The following is a 23,625-nucleotide window of genomic DNA, read 5'->3' on the forward strand; positions in this document are numbered from 1 at the left end:
CTGTAGTTGATATACTGCAATCGTTGAGCGCTCACAGACGCAAATCGCTCACTATGCTATTTAGACAGTAGTGAGCGATTCTTAAATTTAATAAGACGGCATTAACTAACTGGTTTGACCTGATCAATCCAGTTACCATAGCCCTCTTTTTTCATTTGCGCTAATGGAATAAAACGCAATGCCGCTGAGTTCATGCAATAGCGTTTGCCTGTAGGTGCTGGACCATCATCAAAGACATGACCGACATGTGAGTCGGCATAGCGGCTACGAATTTCGGTACGAGTGCCAAATATACCCCGATCTGCTTTTTCTATGACGAAGCTTGTATCCAAAGGACGGGTAAAGCTCGGCCAGCCTGTGCCAGATTTGTACTTATCACGTGAAGAATATAATGGCTCACCTGATACTACATCTACATATAATCCAGGCTCTTTATTATCCCAATAAGCATTATCAAAGGCGCGTTCAGTATCATCTTTTTGCGTGACTTTATATTGAATGCTACTCAGCGACTTTTTTAGCTCAACTTGTGAGGGCTTGACAAAATTATCTGGATTAAAGCCCAATTTTGTTGTCTCTTCTAAAGTTAGCACTTTCGATGCGCTATCTTCCACTCCTAACTCTACACTAGTAGAAGTTGGCTTAAACTGACTAAAGTCCAGCTCATAATCTTTACCATACACGCTTTCTATAAACTGGTAACGACCAGAGTTAAAGGTATAGACCTTATAACGTAACGGATTTTTTTTATAATAATCTTGATGATACTCTTCTGCCGGATAAAAATCGCTGGCAGGAACAATTTCAATCACGACGGGTTTGTCATAAACACCCGAAGCTTGCAACGACTGCTTAGCCGACTCGGCTATCTGTTTTTCTTGCTCATTTTGGTAAAAAATAGCTGGACGATACTGCGTACCGCGATCGACAAACTGACCTTTATCATCGGTAGGATCAGCAATTCGCCATAAGGCTTGCACGATGCCATTGTAAGTGATTTTCGTTGGATCATAGTACACTTGAGCCGCCTCAGTATGACCTGTACCTCCTGCTGATACTGTACTGTAAGTTGGATTGGTAGATTGTCCACCAGCATAACCAGATACTACTTCAATCACACCAGGTATCTTTTCATAACCCGCTTCCACACACCAAAAACAGCCGCCAGCTACAGTAGCCACTGCCAAATTTGGATCAGTAGGTGCATAAGGGTTATCAATGGGCGTGTTTTTTACAGTAGCAGTGTTCTCAGTAGAAGCGCAGCCAACGTAAAGAGTGCTACTTGCCGCGATAGCCATAACCACAGCGCTCGTCTTTAATTTTCGATTCATAAGATTTCCTAACAGTAACGTTATAAAATTATAGAACCCTTAAAAAGCACCCAAAATAAGCAATACTAAAAGATTCCTGTATCATTATATATGAAGGGCTTTTGATAAGTTTTCAACCAATTAAGAACACCTCATACACAAAACTGGTAATACCTTGTCTTACTAAGGCTTACTTTATTATGCAGCTTCGTCGTTACTTTCATTCTTGCTCATCCGATCCTCACTGGCCTGCTTGATCTTTATTAAGATGTCTTTAATCTCAGACTTAGACAGATAAGTCGGAACTGCATAGGTGTCACTGACTTCTTTAGCCGCAGCTTTCGCAATGCTATCAAAGTCACTACTTTGCATACCTTTGACCGTTGGACTGATGTTTAAAGTGGCAATCAATTCTCGTACTTGCGCGATAAGATGATCGGCAATCTCAGCGTCACTATTGCCAGCTTGCCCGTCCTTTACCATGCCAGTTTTTTTGGCCAGCTCCGCCAGTCTTTTTTGGCACGCTTGTCGATTGACATCGAGAACATAAGGCAGGACGATGGCAGTGGCGCGACCATGAGGAATACTATAGTATGCGCCTAGCTGATGTGCGATAGCATGGACATAACCAAGACCCGCTTTATTAAAAGCGATACCGCCATAGTGCGCCGCTATTCCCATCTCTTCACGGGCTTTTAGATTGCCACCATCTTTGTATACGACTGACAGATACTCCATAACGGATTTGACCGCAGAGGCAGCATAATAGTCGGTCTCGACGCTGGCATTGGCACTCATCCAAGACTCTAGGGCATGTGTCAACACGTCTATACCCGTATCGGCGGTGATATGTGCTGGCATACCTTGCATAATAGTTGGATCAATGGCTGCAGCTAATGGCACCATCTTCGGGTCGATAGACAAGGCCTTTTGATGGGTCTTATCGTCGGATACGACTGCTCCCAATGTCGCTTCTGAACCCGTACCAGCTGTCGTTGGCACACAGTATAATGGCATAGAGGGTTTTTTCGCTTTAAAAAGACCAATAAGCTGCTGCGGTGTGCATTTATTTCCCTGTGCCATAGCGATCATTTTGGCTGCATCGATGACCGAGCCACCGCCGATGGCAATAATTGAGTCGCACTGAGCGTCAATAGATTGGCTCAAACCTTCTTCAACGACGGTAAAAGTAGGATCTGGCGTGATGCCATCGTAGACATGATAGCTGATGTTTTTACTATCTAGATAATCAGCGATTTTGGCAGAAATACTAAGCTTGTTAAGCACCGCATCAGTGACAATAAATACATTGCTACTACCTTCACTGATAAGCATATCGCATAGATCCTCACAAGAGGTCTCACCGACGAATAACATTGGCCTTCTAATAGGTACCACATAAGAAAAGGCTTTTAGTGCCTTGGCGCGAGTCTTGGCAACCGCCAGATAACCTGCGTGCTGCAAACCATCGGTATTTATTAATTTAGCAATAGGGTTTTGTTTTTTTGAGGGCATAAAAAAATCCTTTTAATCACATTATAACTAACTACTGTCTAGCATCATTGTGACAGTATATTTCTTGAAATATAGTTATTATTGTGAACTGATGTGTCCTTAATTAACTGACAAACAGTTATCTGATAAATCCCTGGTCTGATAAATCCTTAGCTATCAGACGTGCTCTTTGGCTAACCAATGCTTATTGTCTTGACCAAAATACCAAATCATCACTACAGGCGCCAAAATGATCAGCCAAATACCATAAGTAATCGGTAAGCCTAGCGCCACGGCAGTATAACTTAGCCCAATTATCACAAAGGCCATTAGTATCGCCATCATATTACGACTTGATTTACGGCACATCAGCTCCCGCAGTATAGTGAGGGTCAATAAAAATACGCTGAGCATTCCACTTAGCATCCCCATCGCATACGTTTGTGATATCACATTGCCATTATCACCAGCGACAGATTCTGTAACCAAATTGAGCATACTGCCGAGACCTGCAATCGAGGCAAAGATAAAAAAGTGACCATAGCCAAATAAAAACAAATCATGACGGCGACGTTCTTTGTTTAAAATTCTATCAAAGGGTACGATAAAATATAGCCACCATAACGAAAACACCAACGCGACTAAGCTTGAGCCTAGGAACATAATAGAGCTGGCGGCGGAAGAAGAGTTGGCTAAAAAATATTGAATGGTATTGCTAACCCCGACCACGCCCTCGCCCAATACGATAATGGTAAGCAGGCCATAACGTTCAGCAATGTGCCCAGGATGCCAGTTATCAAACTGCTCTGAACGCGCCCAGATTGGCATCAGTAGCTCTGCTAGGATGAATAAAAACAAAGCAGGCGTCTGTAGAGCCGCGGGCAAAAACAGCCAACTTATCCATAAGGCTTGTAAGCCTAGCAAGCCCACCATACTACGCCAAGCGACTTTTTGATGACCTGGTACTTGCCGATAAACGCGCCACCACTGGCTACAGCTCGCCAGCCGCATAATGGCATACCCTGTCACCCCAATCCATGTCAATCCTTGCTCATAAAATTGATGAATATTGGCTGCTATCATCAACGAGCCAAACATCTGAAACATCACGGATATACGATAAAACCAGTCGTCAGGGTCGTATCCTGAGGCAAACCAAGTAAAGCTGGTCCATGCGTTCCAAAGGATAAAAAATGCCACAATAAAGGTCAAAAACCCTGATAAGTCATGCTCACTTAAACGGCTGTAAAAACCATGGGCCGCCGCCGCTACGGCAATAACATAGACCAAGTCAAACAATAGCTCAAGCGTGGTCGAAGGCCTATGCGACTCACTGGTATCACGCGCTCGAATGGGTTGTACTTTGAGCCTACTTAGCATGTATGGTGTTCCAGTTTTTATAAATTCGTATAATTATTTTATTCTAACTGCTTAGACTAAAGCATACTCGCCTGCAATAATTGCTTGGCATACGGATGCTTTGGATTAGCGAAAATAGCTTCAGTAGGTCCAGACTCGATGCACGTGCCTTCTTTTAGTACCATAATATGCTGGCATAAAGCGCGCACAACCTTTAGATCGTGACTGATAAACACATAACTGATGTGCAATTTTTCTTGAATCTCTCGTAGCAAATTGACTACTGTGACCTGCGTCGTGCTATCAAGCGCGGATGTCGGCTCATCAAGTATCAATAGACTTGGCTGCATCACGAGCGCACGGGCAAGCGCCACCCGCTGACGCTGACCGCCTGATAGCTCATGCGGATAACGCTGCGCAAACTCAGCAGGCAGGTGCACGGTCGCCAGACTATCCATCACCGCCTGCTGGCGGGCGACCTTATCCACGCCTTGTACTAATAACCCTTCTTCAACTATCTGCATCACCGTCATACGCGGGTTGATACTGGCAAAGGGGTCTTGAAATACCATCTGAATCTGCGAGCGGAATTTTCGCAGCTCACTCCTAGACAATACCGCGATATCTTGGCCGTTCACCATAATCTGACCACTGATGCGCGCTTGATGACTTAATAATTGGCTCAGCGCAAGGGCAATCGTGGTTTTACCAGAGCCGGACTCACCAACGATACCGAGCGCCTGCCCTTTTTGCAGCGTCATATCGACGTTTTTTACCGCATCAAACCAGCGTTTGACGCCGCCAAACAGACTTTTTTCAATTGGAAACTGTACTTGTAAATGACTGACTTGCAATACGGTTGGCCGCTGACTTTCATCCTCAAATAGATCTAATGCTTGCCCAAAATCTTGCTCGATAAGTGTGCGAGTATAGTCGGCTGCTGGCTGATTAAACACATCTGCAGTTGGCCCTTGTTCGACCGTCTGGCCCTGGCGCATGACGATGACATTGTCGCTATAGCGTTTGACCAAATTAAGATCATGGCTGATGAGTATCATCGCCATCTGATGCTGCCGCTTGAGCCTATCTAGCAGCTCAAGAATCTCATGCTGCAGAGTGACATCCAGCGCAGTGGTTGGCTCATCAGCGATTAAGATATCAGGCTGCTGCGCCAACGCCATGGCGATCATTACCCGCTGGCGTTGGCCGCCTGACAGCTCATGTGGATAGCGGCTTAGCTTGTCAGCAGGGTCAGTAATATTGACATCACTTAGCAAGGCGATACTCCTGTCTCGCCAGTGCTTTTTGGGTACGCTGCTTAGACGCAACGACTCGACAATTTGCTTGGCAACGGTGTGCAGCGGGTTCAGCGCTGTCATCGGCTCTTGAAACACCATAGCAATGCGCTGACCACGGATAGCGCGCAGCGCTGCATCACGTGTTTTATGATTGCTTATCGGCAATGTTGTCATTTTTGTCGCGTCTGCTAACTGCACCTCACCTGTGACGCTCAAACTATTTGGTAGCAAGCCCAACAGTGCAAGACTGGCGATCGACTTGCCAGAGCCTGACTCGCCGACGATAGCCAATGTCTTCCCTTGTCGCAGCTCGTACGTTAGTTTATCGACTAAGACGATGTCTGCGTCCGTAACGATGCTAAGTTTATCTACGGTTAGCATCAGCTTATTTTGTACATTGCTATGACTGTTGTTTAAACGGTTGTTTTGCTCAGTAGCAGTTTTCATATTGGCGTTTATCATCTTATCAGTTGTCATATCAGGAGCGCCTCGGATCAAAGGCATCACGCAGCGCTTCGCCAACGAAGATGAGCAAGGATAAGATAAAAGTCAGACTAAAAAATCCTGATAGGGCCAGCCAAGGCGCATCAAGGTTGTTTTTGCCTTGTACCATCAGCTCACCAAGTGACGGCGAGCCAGGCGGTAAGCCATACCCTAAAAAATCTAGCGCGGTTAAGGCAATGATATTGGCCGTTAAGATAAACGGCAACTGCGATAAGCTAGAAGCCAAGGCATTGGGCAATATATGCCTCATCATAATACGGCTGTCCGATACCCCAAGATTACGAGCTGCGCGGACATAATCAAAGTTACGGGCCCGCAAAAACTCGGCGCGTACCAAACCGACCAATCCCATCCAACCAAATAATAGCATCATGGCAAATAGCATAAAGATGCTGGGACTAAACAAGCTGACCAAAATAATAATCATAAACAGCTGCGGCATCCCGCCCCACACTTCCATAAATCGCTGGCCTGCCAAATCCACCCAGCCACCGTAATAGCCTTGTATCGCCCCAACGACAATGCCAATCATCGCCCCTGCCAGCGTCAAAGCGATACCAAACAGCAATGACACCCGCATGCCATAAAGTATGCGTGCCAGCACATCACGGCCCAAATCATCCGTACCCAGCCAGTTTTGGCTATTGGGAGGCGCAGGATATGGCAGACCCAGCGCAACGTTTGGCGTCTGATCGGCAAAGGGAATGGGCGGCATCACATAAAAGCCTTGCTCATTAATCAGCGTTTGCACCGCAGGGTCTTTATAATTGGTTTCGGTCTCAAACACACCGCCAAACGTCGTCTCAGGATAGGCCTTTAGCACAGGGAAATAATAATCGCCTTGATACTGCACCAGTAGCGGCTTGTCATTGGCAATCACGTTGGCTGCCATACAAAGGACAAATATCAGGGCAAAAATAGCAAGCGATACGACCCCAAGACGATTACGGCGAAAGCGGTTTAGGCGTGCTTGCCAGATAGGGCTTAAGCGGCGTTTTTTTGTCATCGTCATAGACGGACTTGCAGGCGCCGAAGGTAATGGTTGACTTGACATTAGCGGCCCTCAAAATCAATACGCGGATCAATTAGGTGATAACTTAAATCACTGATGAGCTGTAATAGTAGTCCCACTAAGGTAAAGATAAACAGCGTGCCAAATATCACTGGATAATCACGCTGCTGAATGGCTTCAAAACCAAGCAGCCCCAAGCCATCGAGCTTAAAGATAATCTCAATAAGAAAATTACCGGCAAAGAAAATCCCAACGATGGCCGCGGGGATACCAGCGATAATAATCAGCATGGCATTACGAAACACATGACCGTACAGCACTTGACGCGCGCCTAAGCCTTTGGCGCGTGCGGTGAGCACGTACTGTTTACCCAGCTCCTCTAAAAAGCTAAACTTGGTCAAATAGGTTAAGCCGGCAAAACCACCAACGGTACTTGCTAGCAGCGGCAGTGCCAGATGCCAAAAGTAATCTTTCACTTTACCCAAGGTACTTAACTGATCAAAATTCTCGGAGGTTAATCCTTGCAGTGGAAAGATATTCCAGTAGCTACCACCAGCAAAAAACACTAGCAGTATGACAGCAAATACAAACACAGGTATCGCATGACCGATAGCCAGCAACATAGCGGTGGCTTTATCAATCCCCGAGCCATGATGCATGGCTTTATAGATGCCAAGTGGGATGGCAATCATATATATCAGCAGCGTACTCCACAGCCCAAGCGAGATAGAGACTGGCAGCTTTTCTATAATCAGATCGGACACCGTCTGACCCTTAAAAAACGACTCACCAAAATCTAGCTGGGCGTAGTTCTTTAGCATCAGCCAAAAGCGCTCAGGCGCTGACTTATCAAAGCCATATTGTGCATTGATCGCGGCTACCATCTCCTCAGATAGGCCGCGCGTGCCTTGGTAGGTACTATCATTGCCGCCTGCACTGCCCGCACCGATATTGCCACCGAGCGCATTGTCTTTTGCGCCCTGCTCAATCAATGCTAGCTGCTGCTCCACAGGACCGCCTGGCGCCGCTTGTACAATCACAAAGTTCGCCAACAATATCAAAAATAGCGTCGGTAATATCAGTAGCAATCTTTTTAAGATATAACGACCCATAATGGCAGCTTCCTAAAATAATTAGAAGTTGTTTTTCAGCTCACGTAGCGCGGCAAATACTGTCAGTGACTTATCATCATCGATCGCCATCTTGGCCTTGACGCCTGCGATCACACTCGGCTCTTGTGTGCGCAAAAATACATTAACAGCATGCTCATGCGCTAAAGTCACCGGCAGTGTCGGAATGCCTTGGGCGGTTTTTTCTTCTGCTTGCGCCAATGCTTGCTGCATCGCTTCATTGGCAGGCTCAATAGATAAGCCAAAGCGTAGATTGTTGACAGTATATTCGTGTGCCGGATATAGGAGCGTCTCAGCTGGCAGTCCGTTTAAACGCTTAAAGCTGTCATGCAGCTGCTCTATCGTTCCTGTAAACACGCGGCCGCAGCCTGCACTAAATAAGGTGTCGCCGCAAAAGCAGTGCTTTTGCCCATCGATATCTAATATATAAGCCATATGACTGGCTGTATGGCCTGAGACATCCCATACTTGCGCCGCGCAGCCCCAAGCACTGACCGTACTGCCGTCCTTAATGGTCTGGTCTTCATCTACCGTATGCTCGCCATGCGCCACCAGATGCGTCATCGGATAAGACTCTTGTAGTTCTGCCACGCCGCCGATATGGTCATGGTGATGATGGGTGGTCCAAATCGAGGTAAGCTCCAGCTCATTGTCTTCTAAGTAGGTGATGACAGGCGCCGCTTGACCAGGATCAATAACGATGGCTTGCTTGTTACCCTCATTAATGAGTGTCCAAATATAGTTATCGTTGAACGCTTTAATCGGGTGAATACGAATACTCATATCAAATCCTTACCAGTAGTTATCTTTATTGCTTATGTTTTTATTCAAATCTTGAGAGTAGCTATTTTGGATGACAGATTAAAAAATCATTATTTATTGTTTCAAATATTTGTTGACGCGTGCCTCAGCGTCTTTATCAACCCACCAATAATCGATACCGACGGCATTAGTTGGTAGCTTTCGGGTATGGCGATACTGATCCCAATAAGCCACATTGGTACCAGATTTGCCATACAGCGGTACTACATAATGCCCTGCACGCAGCAGACGATCTAGCACCTGAGTATACAAAACAATCTCGTCGCGATTTTCAGCATTCGCAAGTGCAGCTGTTATTTCATCGATGACTGGATTTTTAATACCGGCTGTATTTCTATTGCCAGATTGATCGGCCGCCGCACTGCCCCAAAAAGCTGCTTGCTCAGCCCCAGGTGATAAGCTTTGGGCGAACACATCGACCACCATATCATAATCAAAGCGGCGCATTCGCTCGTAATATTGTGGCCCATCCACTTGCCGCAAGGTCGCATCAAGCCCTAAACGCTTCAAATTACGAATATAAGGTAATAATACCCGCCCTATGGTCTCGCCTGTCATCAAAATCTCAATCTGAGCAAGCTTGCCATCAGGCTGATATAGCTGCATATCGTCATAATAAAACCCAGCGTCGAGCAACAACTGTCGCGCTTTTAGCAGCGCTTCGCGATTAAAGCCACTACCATCACTGGTGGGCAGTTGCCACTCCGCTAGTACCGCTTGACGTTGAATTGGTTCAAGCTTGGATAACACTGGACTTAACACCTGCATCTCAGCCGCAGATGGCGTACCAGTAGCGGCAAGCTCTGAGCCATGAAAGAAGCTTTGCAGGCGTTCATACTGCCCATGAAATAAGGTCTTATTCATCCATTCAAAGTCGTAAGCCGCGGTTAATGCTTGGCGCACGCGAATGTCTTGAAAAAGCGGCCGACGCATATTCATGACCAGCGCTTGCATCGGTACGGGGTTTTCACTACTAATGGTTTCTTTTTCGATAAGTCCTGCTTTTACCGCTGGGAAATTATAACCGGTTGCCCAATTTGAGGCTCTGTTTTCAGGGCGGAAACGATATTGTCCAGACTTAAATCCTTCAAAAGCTATCTCATCACTTTGGTAATATACAAACTTAATCATATCAAAGTTATAGCGACCGCGATTGACCATCAAATCCCGACCCCAATAATTGGGGTCACGTATATAACTGACCGAACGTCCTGCATCGACGCGGCCAAGCTTATAAGGTCCACTACCCATGAGTGGTGTTAGGCTAATTTTTTCAAAGTCCGTATCAATAGAGGATTTGGCAAAAATCGGAAACTGTCCGACTGTTAATAGAATCTCTTTATTATCATCAGAGGCAAAGATAAACTTTACTCGCCGCTTATCAATAATCTCAATGTCTTTAATATCACCCAAGTAGCTGCGGATATACATCGGTCCTTTATTGAGTATGGCGTCATAAGTAGCTTTGACATCATGACTGGTGACCTCTGTACCATCCCAAAAGCGCGCCGCAGGGTTGATATGATAGATAATCCAGCTGGTGTCATCCGGATCGTAGGTGACCTTGCTTGCCAGCTGCGGATACATGGTAAAGGCTTCATTTAGAGAGCCTGTCATCAACGTATCATACAGATAATCAGTACCAACCATTGCCACACCCGTGGTCATCCATTTATTGGCCGCGTTAAAGGTACCGCGCGCATCAAGCGATAATGTCCCACCTGTTGGTGCATTCGGATTGGCATAGGGCATGTATGGCGCGTCAATATACTCAGTCGGGCTGTTATGACCAAGTGCAGTCGTAGTGATTGGTACCGCGATACTGGCTGGTATCCAGCTGATAGTGAGAGCGAGAGCGAGTAAGACGGCTTTTAGCATGGCATTTTTTATCATCATGACCTTATAACTACCCTCTAAACTCAATCAATTTAGGTAACGAAAACTTAAGTACTGACTGCAAAATAGCCATGTCGCGGAATTTTATCATAACAAACTTCAGTTTTTTAACCTAATGGTTTGCATTATTAAGTATGCGCTACAAAGCCCTATTCATCCAAAAAAGATGTTAACTTTCATAAAAAAACGCAACTTATAAAAGCTGCGTCTTTTGTTTTAAAGTCTATACAGACTTAAGCGTGCTTTTTTTCAAAAGCAATCATAAAGTCAACCAGTTGCTGTACCCATTCAAGCGGTACCGCGTTATAAATACTGGCACGCATACCGCCCACATCACGGTGACCTTTTAGATTCATCAAACCTGCCGCCTCTGACTCTTCTAAAAACACCTTATCAAGATTGCTATTGGCTAAGGTAAAAGGCACGTTCATGATAGAGCGATATTCAGGAGCAACGGGATTGTTATAAAAACTGCTGTCATCGATAGTTTTGTAGAGCAAATCTGCTTTTTGCTGATTGATTTTGCCGATAGCAGCCACGCCACCTTGCTCCTCTAACCAGTCAAATACCAGTCCGGCCAAGTACCAAGCATAAGTCGCTGGCGTGTTTGACATAGATCCTTTTTCAGCCTGATGCTCGTAGTTCATAAGTAGCGGGCACCACTCGCTTGCCTGCCCCAATAAATCTTCACGAATAATCACAATAATCAATCCTGCTGGACCGATGTTTTTTTGTGCCCCAGCGTAGATCATGCCAAATTTAGACACGTCAATCGGCTGCGACAAAATGCAAGAAGACATATCGGCAATAATAGGTGCATCGACTTGTGGCGGCTCAAACATCTGTAGCCCATGAATGGTTTCGTTAGCACAGTAGTGAAAGTAAGCCGCATCTTCGCTTAGGCTCCAACCACTTTGGGCTGGCACATCGGTAAAGTTACTGTCTTTGCCAGTTGCCACTTCATTAACTGCGCCCAACCCCAATGCTTCATAGCGTTTGGCTTCTTTGACCGCTTTACCTGACCAAGCACCCGTTGTCAGATAATCACCGCGTCCACCATTTAATAAATTAAGAGGAATCGCTGAAAATTGTAAGCTTGCACCGCCTTGTAAAAATAACACCTTATAGTTATCTGGAATGTCCATCAATGAGCGCAATTTAGCTTCGGCTTTTTCAGTAATTGCGACATATTCTTTACTACGGTGGCTGACCTCCATGACCGACATACCGCGGCCTTGCCAATCAAGTAGCTCACTTTGTGCGCGCTCAAGCACTGCAGTCGGTATAGTAGCAGGCCCCGCTGAAAAATTAGGGACACGGTGAGTGGTGGTATTGGTAGTTGGTGTAGAGGTTGTTTTTGTAGACATGGCTATTATCCTAAATATGATGAAGTCATCGTTTTTATTTAAATATTAAAGCGCCTAGGGTTAAATTTTAAGGATATTACAAATCTGACTTTGTATTTTTTTATTTAACGTCACTAAATCTAAACCTAACTTGATATCTGCTCCCAAAACTGACGTTTAAGGCTACTATCAGCGAGCATTTCATCCAAAGTAGGTATAGCAGTAAGCTTAGGATGGTGAAGACCTTCAGGCAGTGCAGTTAATGACGCAACTTGTATCTCTTCGGTGCGACCAATTTTAAATATATACCCAGCAAGGCTGGCATTAGCAAGCTCGGCTGTATCCATGCCTGCACAAATCGGAAAGGAAGTTGTCTCACAAGTCATTGATAGCGCTTGCGTGATATTTTGCCACAGTTTTTGACTGTCGTTATTAAGTGCTTGGATATCAACCAAAATCACCCAATCGCCATAGCGGTCACCTTGTAAATCAAATGGTGCTACTTTTTTAAAGCTATCATCATTGCTGATATCGGCGGCATGCGTTTGCTTGATAGATATATTGGAAGTTGGCGTAACCGTTTCTACTAGAGGTGCAACTGCTTGCCCAACGTTTTGTGGTATTTGTTGTAAGCTATCTTGAGAGTCACTAGTGCTTGGAGAGCTCGCTGTATGGCTTGTGGTAGTGTCAAAGCTATAGCTTACTGGACTTTGTTCATTGGCGTGCAAGCTGATATCTTGAGTCTCGTCACTATCATGAATGACATCATAATCACTAGCAGGCGTATCTGCTATGTTAGATATAGAGTCTGCCGATTCATCGTCTAATGAGTTATGGTTTGAATGCTCCACAGCGTCTGCATCAACGCTTGGTTGTACAGTGCTTGATTTCTCAGTGCTTTGATTCGAGGCGCTTTGGTTAGATAAGTTAGATTGACTCTCGGTAGCCGCCTCAATTTCCGTAATATTGAGCGTCGCTGAATTTGGCTGCACCCAGTGATCGATACCCATCATCGCTAGAATTTGGCGTTGCTGCATACGGCGCTGCAATACAATTAGCGGTTCTTGGATATCACTCATGTATCTTTATTACCCTATTTATCTAAAATGAATTTACAGGTTTTTAAGGTTAAAAATAAAATTAAAAAAAGATTTGTAACATTCAGCTTCTTACCAGCGAAATACTCATCTAGCTTCCATCAATGACATTCATTAGAAAAGTTGACGAACGCCAAGCCATCGCTCTGCCAGCATCATCAGGCTGTCGTATTCATCTTGACTGATTATCGTATCGTGTAACATGACGGTATGCAATGTACTTAGCCATTGCCGATACTCATTATAATCTATTTGACGGCTATACTGTTGTCTCTGTCGATAATTCTCTTCAACTTGAGTTTCTATTATAGAGTCCTTAGCAATAGATGCAGGATGGGCAGGCACAGTATGAATAACAGCCAATAGCTGAACGCTGTTTAGACTTTGAGCGGTCAATAATAGCCACTGCAAATTTGCATCAGTGACTGCAGACAAATCAATATCAATTAAGCGCGCATAGCGTCGTAAATCAACAACATAGTATGCAACGCTATCATTACTGTAGCTGAACACTGACATATGTACTGAGCCATCTAACGTCGATATCATCTGGCCTTTGACATCTTTTGACAGCCGATATGCAAGCAATATCAATATAGAGATTTGAACCATATCAAGACCATCAAAAACCTGCCCTGAGGGGTCAAGCTGAGCACATATATTACTCATCCCAGTCTGTAATAGCGGTTGCCATTCACTCTGTGTATTTACACCATTATCATTTAAAAGTTCGGAAAATACTGGCAGTAATTGCTGTAAATGCAGCGCTTGCCATAACGATAGAATTGGTGAAGCTTGTTGCACTGGAGTTGATATTGTCGCATTATTCAAAGGAGTCGGTACTGACTGATCATCACCTGTTAAATCTTTTTCATCTAATAGGTTATCAGAAAAGCTGTTGGTCAGATCAGCTGATAGCTGTTTTCCAAACAACTCAAGTAAGCCCTGTTGATAGCGCAACAACATAGTACGACACTTTTTTTGTTGTTTATAGTGTTGATGGGCTTGGTTACTATGACTGGTTTCGCTTTTGAGACATAATTGATTAATGGTGCTTTCTGATAAATCATGCTGGCTAAGTTGCTTGATAGCGAATGCAATCAAAGCACTGTCTAAACGCCGGTCAAGATTTGTTACTATTTTTAATAAATTATGATCTAGCGTATGCGCTAACATTTGAGGGTCACTGAAATGATTAGTATTAGCATCGATGTCGGCAGCAAATACTCTATCCTTTGGAAGCCCAATCCAAATATCTTGTAAGTCATACCTATCAGTCGTAGATATTGCCTGTCCTTGATGGCATAGCATGACGACTTCGATCAAAGCTTGCGCTCCTAATGGGTGGTGACTATGATCAAGTACGTGCTGGGGTAACGTGACTTTTTTTAAATCATCAATACTAATCAAAGCTGCCGATGGCAAGTCGCTCTCAGGTTTTGCCATCCATGGTTTTAATAGCTGATAAGTACCAACATCTTCTGCTTGCACCTGCAAACGCCCATCAATTACCACATCTTCAGCGATAACAAATTCAAGTCCTACTTCTGTTTTCGATTTACTGCTAGGTTTATCAGTAGAAAAAGCTAAAGCTTCATTGTCAGCAATATCATTAGGATTTTCGATGACATTATTATCAACAGAATGATTAATAGACGTTGATTGAGTTTTAGGTATATGAGATTGGAGTATGGTTCCTTCTTGATTGTTGCTTAGGCTATTTGCTTTTATTACTCCCCAATCACCAAGACGACGCTGTTCATATATGTCTTTTATCTTTTGCTGATTTATGCGCTTCTCACTTGCGACTTGTACGGCAAAGTCATAATACTCATTAGCATTAATGGCACTCATGCGCTCGCTTAAGCTAGGATGCGTAGCAAACCACGATACATCCCCTAAATCTGCCCCACTACTTGCAAAAAAGAAATGACTCAAACCATTGATATCAGCGATATGAGTCAAGCGCGAACCGAGCGAATCTTGATGAATGGTTTTTAGGGTTTCCATAATCGCAGGCGAGCGCGTCAGCTGCACACTGGTGGCATCGGCGAGCAGCTCACGCTGACGGTTAAAGCTGTGCTTGATCAGCTGCGCACAGGCCATACTCGAAAAACTCAGTCCATGCAGCAAAAGCGTCCATATACTGCGCGGCACTTGGCGCTCAATCACACTTCTATCTTGGTGCCATCTCGACTGACTTTTCACTGGTAACTGCTGGCTTTGTGGCTGACTATGAGCTTGGGATTGCCAATAAGCGACCCATTCACCATGCGTGGTAAAACTTGCCGTCTGCGCCTCGGTGCTACGCGCATGACGATCGATAGCTCGTTGCGGTATAAAAGCGCTTTGATTGCCCGCTTCATCAAAAGCACCAGCGTGACGACTGCCATTTGCTGGGCGATTCAGGTGACTGCTAATAGGATCGCTCCAGTCATAGAGGATTTGCAGCCCTGCTAGTACCACCATCAATTGTAGATTAAATGTTGCGTCACCATGCAAGATATGACCATACTCATGACCAATGAGTCCATATAACGCTTCATCAGACAGTTTATCAAGCGCACCTTGAGTGACGACGAGCACCATATCCTGACTCTGACGACCTGCCACAAAACCATTGATGCCTTGCTCATCAGGCAGCACATAGAGAATCGGCATACGTAAGCCTGACGCAATGGCTAGCTGCTGGGCGATCTCATAATAACGGCGATAGACAGGTGGAAAATCACGCTCATCACGTACCGCTATATGACGAGCACTAAAACGAACCTTTGAAACAGATTCGTGCTGATGGGCGACTCCGTGGCTGTGCTCCCAAGCATCTTGACTGCTATCGATAAACAAACGCACTGCCCCTACCCGCTGGGCAACCGCGCGGCCACCCGCCCTCAAGCGGCGATATTCTAATAAGCTACCGCCGATAAAGCTTGTCAATGTCCAACCGATAACTAAAACCAGCGCCCAATAGTATATGCCATCTGCAAATATCGTAAATAAAAGCCAGACGATCGCAAGCGCCACTACCATATGGGCCACAACGATTAAAAAAAACAGTCCATAAAGCAGTAGGCTGCGCCGCGTGCGTATCCGCTGTTCACCAAAAAAATCCATCTATATGCCTGACTTAAAGATAGCTAACCGCATCTGAATATAATAAAAAATCAGCCTATATTGACGACAGGCGCTTGAGCAATCGCCTTTCTATCTTCAAAAACTAAAGGGCTGAGCGGACGAAAGCCAAAGGTACTACTGATAAGGTTATTTGGGAACACTTCGCGGTCGTTGTTATAAAACATCACGCTATCATTATAATGCTGACGGGCAAAGCCAATACGATTTTCCGTATTGGTTAGCTCATCCATCAGCTCTTTGATCATACTGTCCGCTTTTAACTCAGGATACGCTTCTACCACAGCTGAGAACTGCCCCAATGCTTTAGACAGCATGCTCTCTGCTTTGGCAAATAATGCCATATGTTCAAGCGAGTCTGGCTGATGGTGGCCTGAGTCTTGTAAGCTTTGGGCATGATTCCGCGCACTAATCACGCGGGTAAGTGTCTCTTGTTCATGGGTCAAATAACGCTTGGCCGTCTCAACCAAGTTTGGTATCAAATCATGACGACGCTTTAGTTGCACATCTATCTGCGCAAAGCCGTTTTTTGCTTGGTTGCGGGCGCGCACTAGCCGATTAAATATGGACACCCCAAATACAACCGCCAAAACCACTACAATGATAAATAGCCAAACCAGTGTTTTCATAAATAAGCCTCAAAGCATTCCATACTTATATCAGTTTTGATAAATTTTTATATACTATATTTTAACCTATCTTAATCAATGAAACGCTAGAATCAGACGAAATGCAGGCACAAAAAAAGCCCTTTACAATGAAGGGCTTACTAAATTTGCTAGCGTTTTTTAGCACGCTTTGGACATTTTACTCAAATTACAGGCAAAAAAAAGCGACTCCATCAGCACATCCTCGGCACACATTGAATCTACTACCGTTGCTACCTTCCGGTCCTGGCGGGATTCGTAGTACAATGTTGCGAGGCTACCAATGGAGCCACCAAAGAAGATTATACAAGAATTTTTTAGTATTACAACCCCTATCTTAAAACCTCTTATCACGCAGTATGATTAACTGCGAGGTTTAGTGACAAAATCTTTACAAGGACTCGTCTAAATTTTGCTATTCTAATTAGTGACGCTAAAAAGACCAGTTATTCTTTAATAAAACAAAATACAGACTGATAGCTTTTTAGGTATATTCTCATTTTGACAATATTTAATCAAACTTATCTATTTTTAGTTCGTTTAGATAAGCAGCGATTAGATTAGTGACTCACCCAAGTCATAAACAAAAGCCTTTATTTAAAGGTGATATATGTCAATGTTATCCACTTCACTTAGGAGATTATTATGAAAACCACTTTGCTTAATAAGATGGCTTTAACCACAGGAACCGCTTGCCTACTAACCGCTATGATGAGCGGCGCACACGCAGAACCCACAGGCTATAACCAACTTACCTTCCAAACAGAAGTCAAAGAAGAGATACAAAACGATGAAGTGCGCGCTAGTATGTATAAAAAGGCGCAGGCAACCAACGCCAAAACACTAGCGACGACCCTCAATACTTCAATCAATAATGCTATGAAAATTGCTAAACGCTATCCTAGTGTGACGGTCAGTACAGGCCAGCAGCGCACCTACCCTCGTTATGATAAAAACGATAAAATCATCGGCTGGACAGGACAAGCGAGTATCGACCTAAAAAGTACCGACTTCACGGCGACTAGCCAGCTTATTGCAGATTTGCAAGAAACTTTAGTCATGGATAACCTAAGTTTTGGCGTGTCTGAGACTAAAAAAGAAGCGTTAGAGCAAAAGCTGATGACCGACGCTTCACGCGCCTTCCAGCAGCAAGCTAAAAATCTAACACGCGCTTGGGATGCTCGTGGCTATCGCGTGGTCAATGTCAATCTAAATACGGGAAACAATTATCCTCGTCCAATGTATAGCGGCATGCGTATGAGAGCAGAAGCTGCAGATGCCTCCGTACCAAGTCAAAACTTTGAGTCAGGTAATAGCACTATTTCTGTGACAGCAAATGGTACGATTGAGCTTACTAAATAATTGGGTTAAGCTCATTTAGTGTCAGTTAATTAAAAATAATCCGTTAAATAAAAACTAGGGGCGGTCACTTATCACAGTGACTGCCTCTTTTTTAAAGTTCTAAAGACCAAATAATTTAGGGTCTGTTGAATATTCTTATCTTTTGGTAAAGGCATCATTGGTGACAGGTTGACTGCTCTCCACCTTTTGCAAATAACTGTCCTTTTGGCGCAGTTTTAGTAGCATCTTCTTATGCCACGGCAAGCGCTCATAAGCGAGCATTTGCATAGCAGCCTTCTTTTTATTTTGCAAAATTACAGTGTTCTGAATCACATAGACAGTGCGCTCAATTTGGCTGAGCGTCCGTCCTGCTTTGTTTTTAATAATAGCTTGAATACTATGCGTCCCTGGTAAAATATCTACCGTCGCAATTGAAACACTAAGTCCTTGCGCCACTTCGTTACCATCTAAATAAATACCGACACTATCGCCATCTTGTAGAGCAGGTCTAAGCTCTAGTTTGACATCGATACTCTGTGCAGGACGCCTATACGCACGCGCCTCACTTGGCTCTAACATCGTTAACTGGTAATTGATCTGTGAAAATTTTGTACTATTAGAAGCCGCTTGCTGCAAGACTAAGGGAGCAACTGCCTGAGAAGATGTTGCAGACGTACCTTTGAAGTTTGTATCTGAGCGGTTATTGGCATTATTATTAGCCGTAACATTGGTCACGACATCAGTTTGGCTGACTTGTTTATCGGTCTGTTGCTCATAACTTTGAGGACGATCTGTAAAGGTCACATGTCCTGTCTGCTCATCAATCACCTTGTAGATCGGCGTAGCATTTGCAATATATATAGGCAAACTGGCCGTCAACATAGCCATACCGCACAGCATCCCTATCCTTAAACGAGTTTTAGAAGAACTCTTTTTTGAGAAAATCCGTTTCGTTACTAGTGTCATAATGTGCCAACCTACTATATGTCTATTATTGATATATAAAACCATTATGCGGGATTTTTGCTGTTAAATCAGCACCGATTTAATAAAAGCGCTATGTTTCATATTACCGCTCTTACTGCACTTTAATAGAAAACGCCGTTTACGCAAACCAAAAAAGCCAGTCAAGATTGACTTGACTGGCTCCTTTATAAAACTCATATTAAGTATTGACGATAGATTAGCAGCTGTAATACAGATCGAATTCTACTGGATGCACTGTGACATTAACGCGTTGCACTTCCTCTTCTTTTAGCGCGATGAACGCTTCAAGCATATCTTCAGTGAAGACATCGCCTTTTAATAAGAACTCGTGATCATCACGCAATGCTTGTAGCGCGATTTCTAAGTTTTCTGCAACTGTTGGAATTTGTGCTTCTTCTTCTGGTGGCAAGTCATACAAGTTCTTGTCAGCCGCTTCGCCTGGATGCATTTTGTTTTGGATACCGTCAAGACCTGCCATCAATAGCGCAGCAAATGCTAGGTATGGGTTCGCTGTTGGATCTGGGAAACGCGCTTCGACGCGTACCGCTTTTGGACTGCTCACGTGCGGAATACGAATAGACGCTGAGCGGTTAGACGCTGAATAAGCAAGCTTGATAGGTGCTTCGTAATGCGGCACAAGGCGCTTATAGCTGTTCGTTGATGGGTTGGTAATTGCATTCAATGCACGAGCGTGCTTGATGATACCACCAACAAAGTACAATGCTGTCTCAGACAGACCAGCATACTCATCACCAGAGAAGGTGTTTACGCCGTCCTTTGAGATTGACATATGAACGTGCATACCTGAACCATTGTCACCAACGATTGGTTTTGGCATAAAGGTTGCTGTTTTACCAAACTGGTGCGCCACGTTATGGACAACATATTTCAACTGCTGAACTTCATCCGCTTTACGTACCATGGTGTTGAATGCAACACCAATCTCAGACTGGCAAGAAGCCACTTCGTGATGATGAACTTCTACGCGGCCTTCACCAACGATCTCTTCGATGCGTTCACACATCACAGAACGCATATCATGCGAGCTATCGATTGGTGGGACTGGGAAATAGCCGCCTTTGACGCGTGGACGATGCGCCATGTTGCCCCACTCGTACGTCTCATTGGTTGACCAAGCCGCTTCTTCAGCAGTGATCTTGTGGCTCACGCCAGACATGTCAACTGACCATTTTACATCGTCAAATACAAAGAACTCAGGCTCAGGACCGAAGTAAGCGGTGTCACCAATACCAGTCGACTTTAAGTACTCTTCAGCGCGGCGTGCGATAGAGCGTGGATCGCGATCATAGCCTTGTAGTGTTGAGGGCTCAATGATATCGCAAGTCACAACGACAGTCACTGCATCAAAAAACGGATCAACAAAAGCGGTCTCTGGATCAGGGCGCAAGATCATATCTGACGCTTCGATACCTTTCCAGCCTGCGATGGATGAGCCGTCGAACATTTTGCCATCTTCCATCACCTCTTCGTCAACGCTATGCGCTGGAAAGCTGATGTGCTGCTCTTTACCGCGAGTATCGGTAAAGCGAAAATCAACCCATTTTGCACTAGATGATTTGATAAGATCCAGTAATTTATTGGACATGAATAGTCTCCCTTATAGTGGTCATGTTGTTACGTTTATTGTTCAATTCTAAGATGCGACATTTACTATTATATTTAAGTGTTGGTTTAGATTTATGATGGTAGTAATGCTCAACCATTCTCCTCTATCACTCATAAGCTCATACAATGCTGGCGCTATTTTAGCAATATCTATTCAATAATGCTGGACAGTTATAACATCTTAAGGAGCTTATCCGCTAGATTTTAACCTTAAACTTACAATAAGGAATGATAGGATATAAATTTATACCAGCATCATGTTACAAATATAGGGGTGCAAAGCTTGTGCCAAACTTATTTTTTGATAACGATTTAAACTTGCTTTTGGCCTCTAAGCCGTAATAAACATAGGATAGTTCTAAAAACACGATATACACTGTACAAACCAGTTTTAACAGACCAATCTTATAATATGCACAACGATGAAAAGCTCTAACGCAGTATTTGCACCAAATTAGTGCTTTATATCTTGAATTGCCGCAAAATAGTGCGTAATAATTTTATTTTCATATAAAGTATGGATTGTTCTAAAAGATGTGTTTGTCTCAAGATATAAGAGTTGCAAAAATAACCAACTGCTATATGTGACGTTTGATACCCAGCAAAATAGTGGTAAGATATTCAGCCTCTATAAAACATGCTAATTGTCTGCATATATAACAGTAAAAGGTATAATAGTAGAGCATTTATAAAACATCACACCAACAGGTTGAAACCAGAATGATTCTAATGATCGATAACTACGACAGCTTTACGTACAATATTGTACAGTACTTCGGTGAATTGCAGCAGGACATCACCGTCTGGCGTAACGATCAAGCCACTATTGAACAAATAAAAACGCTGGCGCCTGACGTCATCGTCATTGGCCCTGGTCCATGCGATCCAGATCGTGCCGGTATCTCCTTAGATGTTATTGACACTTTTAAAGGTGTTATTCCTATCTTGGGTATATGTCTAGGTCATCAGGCCATTGGTCAAGCATTTGGTGGTCAAGTGGTCAAAGCTGGCGAAGTGATGCACGGACGTTTATCCGCTGTTTATCATACGAATAAAGGTATTTTTACAGAACTACCTAACCCTTCACAAGTTACGCGCTACCACTCTCTTGTCGTTGATAAAGCCAGCTTACCTGATTGCTTAGAAGTAACCGCTTGGACGCAAAATGCGGATGGTAGCATTGAGGAGATCATGGGCATACGGCATAATACCTTTGCCATCGAAGGGGTACAATTCCATCCTGAGTCTATCTTAAGTGAAGCAGGATATCAGCTGCTTAATAACTTTTTACAGACCCATAATTTGGCCGTATTGTCTGTAGATGAGTTGCCACAAGTAGGATAACTGTTGTGTGTGCCCTTATATGAAGCCTATATTAAAAAGATAAGTCAACGCGCGCAAAAAACCAATTAAAAATACGATAAAAGATAATAAGAAGTGAGACTTTAATGACTATTGATCAATTACAAGAAGACTATAAACCAGCCGCTGATATACCAAGTTATATCGCACAGCTATCAGATGAAGAAACGCACAAACTACTAACCACTGCGCTGGCTAGAATATTTCAGCACATTGATCTGACATTTGATGAGATGTATAAAGTCATGCTGATTATCATGCAAGGCAGATGTAGCGATGCCATGATGGGCGCTATCTTGACGGGCCTGCGCATGAAAGGCGAATCCATCGACGAGATTACCGCATCAGCCAGTGCCATGCGAGCCTTAGCTGCTAATATAGAACCAAAAAACTGCGATTATTTGGTCGATATCGTCGGTACTGGCGGTGATGGGGCCAACTTATTTAACGTCTCTACCGCCTCAGCCTTGGTCGCAGCCGCAGCAGGCGCGCAAGTGGCAAAACATGGTAACCGCGGTGTGTCTACCAAGTCTGGTAGCTCAGATTTACTCGAGCAGGCTGGTATTAGTTTGGCTCTCACCCCCGATCAAGCCAAACAATGCATAGAAAACGAAGGGGTTGGCTTTTTGTTTGCACCCAATCATCACAGCGCCATGCGTTATGCCAACCCAGTACGCCGCGAGCTAAAAGCGCGGACGATATTTAATATCTTAGGGCCTTTGACCAACCCTGCCAGCGTACCCAATCTGGTGATTGGCGTCTTTACTGCCGAGCTATGTGAGCCTATCGCTAAAGTGATGAAAAACTTAGGCGCGCGTCACGTCATGGTAGTCGGTGCAAAAGATGGCTTAGATGAGATCAGCCTTGCCACTTCTACAACCGTCGCTGAGCTAAAAGACGGTAACATAACGGTTTATGAGATGATGCCAGAAGATGCCGGTGTCGAGTCGCAAACCCTCATCGGTCTTGATGTAGACTCACCAATGCAAAGTCTTGAGCTGATACGCGCTGCCCTATCAGGTACAGACACCCACGACCGTGCAGTACTTAAAGCGCGAGACATGATTGCGCTAAACGCAGGCGCTGCTATATACACGGCAGGACTTGCCAGCAACTATCCAAATGGTGTTAGCCGTGCACAAAAGGTGATACAAAATGGTGACGCCTTAACCAAACTTGAGTCTTTAGCGCAATATACCCAAAAGCTTGCTGCTAGCGCATAATTTAAACATCATTGCCCATTTACCTTTAACGATAACTGG

The 23,625-nt window shown here is 44.2% G+C and carries 17 protein-coding genes and 1 other RNA gene; 3 read left to right on the forward strand and 15 right to left on the reverse strand.

Annotated elements, in window-relative coordinates:
• Window positions 1-101 precede the first annotated feature (101 nt).
• From msrB to ffs, 13 genes are all read right to left on the reverse strand, one after another.
• The gene (gene msrB, locus Q0895_RS00510) at window positions 102-1,331 is read right to left on the reverse strand and encodes a peptide-methionine (R)-S-oxide reductase MsrB (protein ID WP_075103117.1); all 1,230 of its coding nucleotides are present in this window, start codon (window positions 1,329-1,331) and stop codon (window positions 102-104) included.
• Window positions 1,332-1,508: 177 nt separating this feature from the next.
• Entirely contained in the window at window positions 1,509-2,825 is a 1,317-nt protein-coding gene (locus Q0895_RS00515; RefSeq protein WP_299184670.1) for an iron-containing alcohol dehydrogenase, read from the reverse strand.
• A 156-nt stretch (window positions 2,826-2,981) separates the two neighbouring features.
• Entirely contained in the window at window positions 2,982-4,184 is a 1,203-nt protein-coding gene (locus Q0895_RS00520; RefSeq protein ID WP_299184672.1) for a low temperature requirement protein A, read from the reverse strand.
• A gap of 56 nt (window positions 4,185-4,240) precedes the next feature.
• Window positions 4,241-5,938, reverse strand: a complete 1,698-nt coding sequence (locus Q0895_RS00525) for a dipeptide ABC transporter ATP-binding protein (RefSeq protein WP_299184674.1) — start codon at window positions 5,936-5,938, stop codon at window positions 4,241-4,243.
• A 1-nt stretch (window position 5,939) separates the two neighbouring features.
• The gene (locus Q0895_RS00530; protein WP_299185323.1) at window positions 5,940-6,977 is read right to left on the reverse strand and encodes an ABC transporter permease; all 1,038 of its coding nucleotides are present in this window, start codon (window positions 6,975-6,977) and stop codon (window positions 5,940-5,942) included.
• A gap of 41 nt (window positions 6,978-7,018) precedes the next feature.
• Window positions 7,019-8,089 (reverse strand): microcin C ABC transporter permease YejB, encoded by a 1,071-nt coding sequence (yejB, locus tag Q0895_RS00535; protein ID WP_299184676.1) that lies wholly within the window; start codon window positions 8,087-8,089, stop codon window positions 7,019-7,021.
• Window positions 8,090-8,110: 21 nt separating this feature from the next.
• A complete protein-coding gene (gene gloB / locus Q0895_RS00540) occupies window positions 8,111-8,890 on the reverse strand; it encodes a hydroxyacylglutathione hydrolase (RefSeq protein WP_299184678.1) in 780 nt (259 codons plus the stop codon).
• Window positions 8,891-8,983: 93 nt separating this feature from the next.
• Complete coding sequence (locus tag Q0895_RS00545; RefSeq protein WP_299185325.1) at window positions 8,984-10,822, reverse strand: extracellular solute-binding protein; 1,839 nt, start codon at window positions 10,820-10,822, stop codon at window positions 8,984-8,986.
• A 236-nt stretch (window positions 10,823-11,058) separates the two neighbouring features.
• Window positions 11,059-12,192, reverse strand: coding sequence for a 3-phosphoserine/phosphohydroxythreonine transaminase (serC, locus tag Q0895_RS00550; protein ID WP_299184680.1), 1,134 nt, complete (start codon window positions 12,190-12,192; stop codon window positions 11,059-11,061).
• Between the two features lie 125 nt (window positions 12,193-12,317).
• Window positions 12,318-13,250 (reverse strand): hypothetical protein, encoded by a 933-nt coding sequence (locus Q0895_RS00555; RefSeq protein WP_299184682.1) that lies wholly within the window; start codon window positions 13,248-13,250, stop codon window positions 12,318-12,320.
• A 132-nt stretch (window positions 13,251-13,382) separates the two neighbouring features.
• Complete coding sequence (locus Q0895_RS00560; RefSeq protein WP_299184684.1) at window positions 13,383-16,382, reverse strand: M48 family metalloprotease; 3,000 nt, start codon at window positions 16,380-16,382, stop codon at window positions 13,383-13,385.
• Window positions 16,383-16,432: 50 nt separating this feature from the next.
• Entirely contained in the window at window positions 16,433-17,029 is a 597-nt protein-coding gene (locus tag Q0895_RS00565) for a LemA family protein (RefSeq protein WP_299184687.1), read from the reverse strand.
• Window positions 17,030-17,236: 207 nt separating this feature from the next.
• An RNA gene (gene ffs, locus Q0895_RS00570) (signal recognition particle sRNA small type) lies at window positions 17,237-17,333 on the reverse strand.
• A 359-nt stretch (window positions 17,334-17,692) separates the two neighbouring features.
• On the opposite strand from ffs, the gene Q0895_RS00575 reads away from it, so the two are divergent.
• Window positions 17,693-18,409 carry an SIMPL domain-containing protein gene (locus Q0895_RS00575; protein WP_299184689.1) on the forward strand — a complete coding sequence of 239 codons (717 nt, stop codon included), beginning with the start codon at window positions 17,693-17,695 and terminating at the stop codon, window positions 18,407-18,409.
• Between the two features lie 135 nt (window positions 18,410-18,544).
• On the opposite strand, the gene Q0895_RS00580 is transcribed toward Q0895_RS00575, so the two are convergent.
• Window positions 18,545-19,276 carry a DUF4124 domain-containing protein gene (locus Q0895_RS00580; protein ID WP_299184691.1) on the reverse strand — a complete coding sequence of 244 codons (732 nt, stop codon included), beginning with the start codon at window positions 19,274-19,276 and terminating at the stop codon, window positions 18,545-18,547.
• A 295-nt stretch (window positions 19,277-19,571) separates the two neighbouring features.
• The gene (gene glnA / locus Q0895_RS00585; RefSeq protein WP_299184693.1) at window positions 19,572-20,981 is read right to left on the reverse strand and encodes a type I glutamate--ammonia ligase; all 1,410 of its coding nucleotides are present in this window, start codon (window positions 20,979-20,981) and stop codon (window positions 19,572-19,574) included.
• A 740-nt stretch (window positions 20,982-21,721) separates the two neighbouring features.
• Here glnA and Q0895_RS00590 point away from each other — a divergent pair.
• Together Q0895_RS00590 and trpD are read left to right on the forward strand one after the other, a co-directional pair.
• Window positions 21,722-22,345, forward strand: a complete 624-nt coding sequence (locus Q0895_RS00590; protein WP_075103109.1) for an aminodeoxychorismate/anthranilate synthase component II — start codon at window positions 21,722-21,724, stop codon at window positions 22,343-22,345.
• Window positions 22,346-22,449: 104 nt separating this feature from the next.
• Window positions 22,450-23,586, forward strand: coding sequence for an anthranilate phosphoribosyltransferase (gene trpD / locus Q0895_RS00595; RefSeq protein WP_075103108.1), 1,137 nt, complete (start codon window positions 22,450-22,452; stop codon window positions 23,584-23,586).
• Window positions 23,587-23,625 lie beyond the last annotated feature (39 nt).

Origin of the sequence: uncultured Psychrobacter sp. (assembly GCF_947495825.1) — a bacterium.
Classification (GTDB): domain Bacteria; phylum Pseudomonadota; class Gammaproteobacteria; order Pseudomonadales; family Moraxellaceae; genus Psychrobacter.